This is a genomic window from Segeticoccus sp. (genome assembly GCF_035708005.1).
Window position 1 is genome coordinate 1 of record NZ_DASSTI010000094.1, and the last position, 5991, is coordinate 5991.

Genomic DNA, 5991 nt, shown 5'->3' on the forward strand with positions numbered 1-5991 from the left:
TTCTCGCCGCGGCGAGAACGACCCCACCGTCGTCGCTGCCTACCAGGACCTCGCCGACGCCTTCGACGCCTATGACGACGCGCTCCTCGACGCCTACGGGGAGGTCACCCCGCTCGAGGTCTACGGCGAGGACGATGACGACGAGGACGATGACGACGACGATGACGACGAGGACGAGGCAGAAGACGAGGACGGGGCAGAAGACGAGGACGGGGGGCACGATGGGGGCGACGACGAGGATGACGAGCTGGACGACGAGGACGAGGACGACGGCGTCTACCTCGGCCTGGACGACAGCGACTACGAGGAGGACAACCGCCGAGCCGACTGAGGTGGTCCAGCCCGGCGGGCTGGTCTAGTCCGAGACGTCCTCGAGCGCCTGCACGATCTCGTCCGGGAGCTCCAGCTCCTCGGCCTGCAGGGCGGTGCGCAGCTGGGCCAGGGTGCGCGTCCCGACCACCGGCGCGACCACGCCGGGGCGGTCGCGGACCCACGCCAGGGCCACCTCGGCGGCGCTCACGCCCAGCCCGCGTGCGGCGGTCACCACGGCCTCGACCACCTGCCGGGAGTCCTCGTCCAGGAACCGCGCGGCGAAGTCGCCCACCTCACCGGACGACGCGCGAGAGTCCGCCGGTATGCCGTGCCGGTACTTGCCGGTCAGCACGCCGCGTCCCAGCGGTGACCAGGGGAGCAGCCCCACCCCCAGGGCACCGGCAGCCGGCACGAGCTCGTCCTCCGGGACCCGGTTCACCAGCGAGTACTCCGACTCATTCGCGACCAGCGGCACCCGCCCCTCCATCAGGGTCGCGGCGCGAGCGGTCTGCCACGCGCTGTAGTTGGACACGCCGACATACCGGGCGAGGCCCGTCCGCACCGCCCACTCCAACGTCGCGAGTGTCTCCTCCAGCGGCACCTCGGTGGACCAGGTGTGCACCAGCCAGAGGTCCACGTGGTCGGTGCCCAGCCGGCCCAGGGACCGGTGCAGCTGGCGCACGAGGGACCGGCGCGAGGTGTCGACCACCCGCTGACCGCTCTCCCGGGAGATGCCCGCCTTCGTGCAGATCACCAGCTCCTCGCGGTCGACCACGTCACCGACCAGGGAGCCGAGCAGCTCCTCGGCCCGCCCGTCGCCGTAGCCGTAGGCCGTGTCGACGAAGTCGCCCCCGGCCTCCACGAAGGAGGTCAGCAGCTCGCGTGCCTCCTCGGCACCGGTGGTCCCTCCCCATGTCATGGTCCCCATGGCCATCCGGGAGACCGACAGCCCCGAGCGGCCCAACATCCTGTGGCGCATGGCTCCGTACGGTAGCGAAGCCGCGTCGCGTTCCGGGACGCGCGACTACGCTGACGTCCAGCGACGGGAGGCAGCCATGAGCATCGCGTACCAGCTGGCCTACCGACTCGGTTTCACGCCGTGGGAGCGCAAGCAACCGGCGAGCCTGCGCCAGCTCGGCGACCTGCTCGACCGCGAGCAGGAGGGGCGCACCGCGCCGTTCGGGCGGGCGGTGGACCTCGGCTGCGGTCGCGGTGACACGGCGATCGAGCTTGCCCGACGCGGGTGGGAGGTCACCGGCATCGACGCCGTGATCCCGGCGCTGAAGACCGCTCGACACAAGGCGATCACCGCCGGGCTGCACGTCAACTTCTGCCACGGGGACGTCACCCGACTCGCGGAGGTGCTCGCGCCGGGCTACCGGCTGGCCGTCGACCTCGGCTGCTTCCACGGCCTCGGTGACGAGCAGCGGCGGTCCTACGCCGAGCAGCTCCGGACGGTGACCGAACCCGGCGCGGCGCTGCTCCTCTTCGCCTTCAGCCCGGGCCGGCGCGGGCCCCTGCCCCGGGGCGTGGACCGCGCCGGAGTGGAGCAGGCCTTCGTCGGCTGGCAGCTCACCGACCAGCAGGCCGTGGACGTGACCGGCGAGCGTGGCCTGGTGGCCAGGGCAGCACCGCACTGGTTCCGGCTGACGCACGACTGACCGGAGTTCCCTCGGGCGCGGGGCAGCGACGGATACCCTCGCGACCATGCAGTTGGCAGTGAACCTCGGCTACTGGGACGCGTCCGGGCCCGCGGGCAACCTCGCTCTTGCGCAGGAGGCCGACCGGTTGGGTTACGCGGTGGCCTGGGCCGCCGAGGCCTACGGCTCGGACGCGCCGACCGTCCTGTCATGGGTCGGCGCCCGCACCGAGCGGATCGGGCTCGGCGCGGCCGTGATGCAGATCCCGGCCAGGACCCCCGCGATGACGGCGATGACGGCGGCCACCCTGGACACCCTCTCCGGTGGCCGGTTCCGGCTCGGACTCGGCGTCTCCGGTCCGCAGGTGAGCGAGGGCTGGCACGGGGTGCCGTTCCGCGCGCCGTTGGGGCGCACGCGCGAGTACGTCGAGATCGTCCGGCGGGTGCTTCGCCGGGAGACGGTGGAGTATGCCGGGAAGCACTGGACCCTGCCCCTGCCCGACGGGCCGGGCAAGGCCCTGCGGCTCACGATCCGTCCGCCACGCCCGGACCTGCCGGTCTACCTCGCCGCGGTCGGCCCGCGGAACCTCCACCTCGCCGGCGAGGTCGCCGACGGGTGGCTGGCCATCTTCTTCAGCCCGGAGCACTCCGGCGACGCGCTGGCGCAGCTCGCCGACGGGCGCCGCGCCGCGGGCCGGGGCACGGCGGAGGACCCGCTCGCCGGGTTCGACGTCGTGCCCACCGTGCCGGTCGTCCTCGACGACGACCTGGAGCGCGCGGCTGCGCCGGTGCGGGCCTACTCGGCGCTCTACGTCGGCGGGATGGGCTCACGCGAGCAGAACTTCTACAACGCCCAGGCCCGGCGGATGGGGTTCGCGGAGGCGGCTCAGCGCGTCCAGGACCTCTTCCTCGACCACCGCCACCGCGAGGCGGCGGCTGCCGTGCCGCTGGAGTTCATCGACCAGACCGCGCTGATCGGACCGCGGGAACGGATCAGGGACCGACTGCAGCGGTACGCCGACGCCGGCGTGACGACGTTGAGCATCGCCCCGTACGCTGCCTCCTCGGAACAGCGCGTGCAGATCCTGCGGGTCATGGCCGAGCTGATGGACGAGACGGGGTTGCGCGGTAGCGGACCCACCGTCCCCGCCACCGACACCAGCACCGACCTCATCAGCACATCGGAGTGACACCCGTGGACCACCTGAGCTACCTGGACGCCATCATCCTCGGCGTCGTCGAGGGCCTGACCGAGTTCCTGCCGGTCTCCTCGACCGGACACCTCACGATCGCCGAGAAGCTGCTCGGGCTGCGGGTCGACGACCCGGCGGTCACGGCCTACACCGCCATCATCCAGCTCGGCGCGATCGCCGCCACGATCCTCTACTTCTTCCGGGACATCGTCCGGCTGCTGTCCGCCTGGGGCCGTGGGCTGGTCTCCGCCGAGGCGCGCGGGCACCGCGACTACCGCCTGGCCTGGTCGGTGATCGTGGGCTGCATCCCGATCGGGATCGTCGGCTTCCTCGCCAAGGGACTCATCACCGGCCCGCTGCGCTCGCTGTGGGTCGTGGCGATCGCCCTCATCCTCTGGAGCGTCGTGATGTGGGTCGCCGAGCGACGGCACGACGTGCTGGCCCGGGTCAACGCCCAACGTGGGGAGGACCAGACCACGCTCAAGGACGGCCTGGTCATCGGCCTCGTGCAGTGCCTGGCGCTCATCCCGGGTGTCTCTCGCTCCGGCGCGACGATCTCCGCCGGCCTGTTGCGGGGGCTGGACCGGGTGGCCGCGACCCGGCTGTCCTTCTTCCTCGCGATCCCGGCCCTGACCGCCGCGGGCCTCTACGAGCTGAAGGACATCAACGCCTCGGTGGTCGGAGGGGGCCAGATGGCCATCGGGATCATCGTGGCCTTCCTCGTGGCCTACGCCTCGATCGCCTGGCTGCTGCGGTTCGTCGCCCACCACGCCATCACGACCTTCGTGTGGTACCGCGTTGCGCTGGGCGTCGTCCTGGTCGGCGTGCTGGCGGCCGGCGTGATGAGCGCGACCTGACCCGAATGTCGGGCCGGAGCCACGCGTCTCCCCGATACCGGGTCGGTCAGAGCCAGCCGGAGCGCTTGAACGCCCGGTAGAGGGAGAAGCAGAGGCTGGCCATGACGAAGAGCACGGCGAAGTAGCCCCATCCCACCCCGTTGATGGCGAAGTGCAGCTCCGGGATGTTGTCGAAGTTCATCCCGTAGATGCCCGCGAGCATGGTCGGGACCGCGGCGATCGCCACCCAGGCCGAGATCTTGCGCATGTCCTCGTTCTGCTGCACCGAGATCTGCGCCAAGTGGGCGCTGAGCACGTCGGTGAGGAGGCGGTCGTAGTTCTCGGCGTGCTCGCTGACCCGCTGCACGTGGTCGTAGATGTCGTTGAAGAACGGCCGGGCCGGGTCGGGGACGAGTCCGGCCTCCTCGGTGAGCCGCTGCAACGGCTCGAGCAGCGGCACGGAGGCACGGCGGAACTCGAGCACCTCGCGCTTGAGCCGGTAGATCTCCGTGGCGTCCACCCCGCGGCTGCCGGAGAACACCCGCTGCTCGATGTCGTCGAGGTCGTCGGACAGCTCGTGGTCGATGGTGACGTAGGTGTCGACCACGGAGTCCATGACGGAGTACATGACCGACACCGGCCCGTGCTCGAGCTGGTCGGGGTGGGACTCGAGCAGGCGGCGCACCCCGCCGAGCGGGTTCGCCTCGCCGCGGCGAATGGTCACGACGAACCGGTCGCCGACGAAGAGCATGAGCTCGCCGGTCTCCACGTCCGAGGTCGCCTCGATGTAGCGCAGCGTCTTGAGGACCACGAACATCCCGTTGGGGTAGAAGTCCACCTTGGGCCGCTGGTGGCCCTTGACCGCGTCCTCCACCGCCAACGGGTGCAGGCGCAGGTCCTCGTTGACGCGGGCGAACTCGGCATCGGTCGGGTCCTTCAGCCCGATCCAGGTGAACCCGTGGCCCTCCTCCCGGAGCCGCTCCATGGTGGCTCCGAGGTCGGTGCAGGACAGGCGCTGCCCGTCGAGGTAGACGGCCTTGTCGACGATCACGGGCCCCATGTCACCACGGCGCCGGCAGCAGTGCACGTAAGCACCCGGCATACAGTGGGGGCGTGCCGACAGCCCTGATGATCCGTCACGGCCGCACCACCTCCAACGCCGACGGGGTGCTGGCCGGCTGGACCGCCGGGATCGGGCTGGACGGCCGGGGCCGGGAGCAGGCCCGGGCGCTCGCCGCGCGGCTGGTGCCCGTTCCGCTGGTGCGGCTGGTCACCAGTCCGTTGCAGCGGTGCGTGGAGACCGCGGGGGAGATCGCGACGGCCAGTGACGTCGCGCCCGAGCAGGACGTGCGGCTCGGGGAGTGCCGCTACGGCGCGTGGACGGGCCGGGCCCTCAAGGAGCTCGCCGAGGAGCCGTTGTGGCGCACGGTGCAGGACCAGCCCAGCGCGGCGCGGTTCCCCGACAGCGACCAGTTCGAGGCGGAGTCGCTGGCGCAGATGCAGGCCCGTGCCCTGGCGGCGGTGCGCGAGCACGACGCCGCCGTGCGGGAGGCGCACGGGGAGCACGCAGTCTGGGCGCTCGTCTCGCACGGGGACGTCATCAAGGCGATCATCGCCGACGCCTCGGGCAGCCACCTGGACCAGTTCCAGCGGTTCGTCGTCGGCCCGGCCTCGCTCTCGGTGGTCCACTACGGCGCCCGCCGACCCTTCGTGCTGCGCGTCAACGACACCGGTGCGGATCTGTCCTGGCTGCGGCCCCCCGAGCAGGACCAGGCCACCGGCGAGGGGGTCCCCGAGGGCGACGCCGCGGTCGGCGGGGGCCATGGGTGACCCCTCTGGCAGGTGCTCGCCAGCGCATTAGAGTCGAACCATGCCGGTCATCGAGTTCGATCCTCCGGAGCGGTTCGTCGCGGGCACCGTGGGGCCTCCCGGGCAACGCACGTTCTTCCTGCAGGCCAGCAGCGGCCGCAGGCTGACGTCCGTGTCGCTCGAGAAGCAGCAGGTCGACGTG

At 71.6% G+C, this 5991-nt stretch carries 8 protein-coding genes; 6 read left to right on the top strand and 2 right to left on the bottom strand.

Annotated elements, in window-relative coordinates; genetic code table 11:
* Window positions 1–331, top strand: a 331-nt coding sequence (locus VFL99_RS09810) for a hypothetical protein (RefSeq protein ID WP_325106166.1), incomplete at its 5' end; no start/stop codon positions are given.
* A gap of 24 nt (window positions 332–355) precedes the next feature.
* Here VFL99_RS09810 and VFL99_RS09815 read toward each other — a convergent pair.
* Window positions 356–1291 carry an aldo/keto reductase gene (locus VFL99_RS09815; protein WP_325106167.1) on the bottom strand — a complete coding sequence of 312 codons (936 nt, stop codon included), beginning with the start codon at window positions 1289–1291 and terminating at the stop codon, window positions 356–358.
* A gap of 76 nt (window positions 1292–1367) precedes the next feature.
* Here VFL99_RS09815 and VFL99_RS09820 point away from each other — a divergent pair, with 76 nt between their 5' ends.
* The 3 genes from VFL99_RS09820 to VFL99_RS09830 are packed head-to-tail and all read left to right on the top strand — an operon-like array spanning window position 1368 to window position 4001.
* On the top strand, window positions 1368–1973 hold the full coding sequence (locus VFL99_RS09820) for a class I SAM-dependent methyltransferase (protein ID WP_325106168.1): 606 nt from the start codon (window positions 1368–1370) through the stop codon (window positions 1971–1973).
* A 46-nt stretch (window positions 1974–2019) separates the two neighbouring features.
* The gene (locus tag VFL99_RS09825; protein ID WP_325106169.1) at window positions 2020–3141 is read left to right on the top strand and encodes an LLM class F420-dependent oxidoreductase; all 1122 of its coding nucleotides are present in this window, start codon (window positions 2020–2022) and stop codon (window positions 3139–3141) included.
* 5 nt (window positions 3142–3146) lie between these two features.
* Window positions 3147–4001 carry an undecaprenyl-diphosphate phosphatase gene (locus VFL99_RS09830; RefSeq protein WP_325106170.1) on the top strand — a complete coding sequence of 285 codons (855 nt, stop codon included), beginning with the start codon at window positions 3147–3149 and terminating at the stop codon, window positions 3999–4001.
* 46 nt (window positions 4002–4047) lie between these two features.
* On the opposite strand, the gene corA is transcribed toward VFL99_RS09830, so the two are convergent.
* Complete coding sequence (corA, locus tag VFL99_RS09835; RefSeq protein WP_325106171.1) at window positions 4048–5040, bottom strand: magnesium/cobalt transporter CorA; 993 nt, start codon at window positions 5038–5040, stop codon at window positions 4048–4050.
* A 53-nt stretch (window positions 5041–5093) separates the two neighbouring features.
* On the opposite strand from corA, the gene VFL99_RS09840 reads away from it, so the two are divergent.
* Both VFL99_RS09840 and VFL99_RS09845 read left to right on the top strand, forming a co-directional pair.
* Window positions 5094–5810, top strand: a complete 717-nt coding sequence (locus VFL99_RS09840; protein WP_325106172.1) for an MSMEG_4193 family putative phosphomutase — start codon at window positions 5094–5096, stop codon at window positions 5808–5810.
* A gap of 40 nt (window positions 5811–5850) precedes the next feature.
* The coding region (locus VFL99_RS09845) for a DUF3090 family protein (protein ID WP_325106173.1) at window positions 5851–5991 on the top strand (141 nt) is incomplete at its 3' end.

What these genes read in the sequence shown, in the direction of transcription:
- VFL99_RS09815 (WP_325106167.1), bottom strand. Translation starts at nt 1,291, where the DNA reads ATGCGCCACAGGATGTTGGGCCGCTCGGGGCTGTCGGTCTCCCGGATG.
- VFL99_RS09820 (WP_325106168.1), top strand. Translation starts at nt 1,368, where the DNA reads ATGAGCATCGCGTACCAGCTGGCCTACCGACTCGGTTTCACGCCGTGG.
- VFL99_RS09825 (WP_325106169.1), top strand. Translation starts at nt 2,020, where the DNA reads ATGCAGTTGGCAGTGAACCTCGGCTACTGGGACGCGTCCGGGCCCGCG.
- corA (WP_325106171.1), bottom strand. Translation starts at nt 5,040, where the DNA reads ATGGGGCCCGTGATCGTCGACAAGGCCGTCTACCTCGACGGGCAGCGC.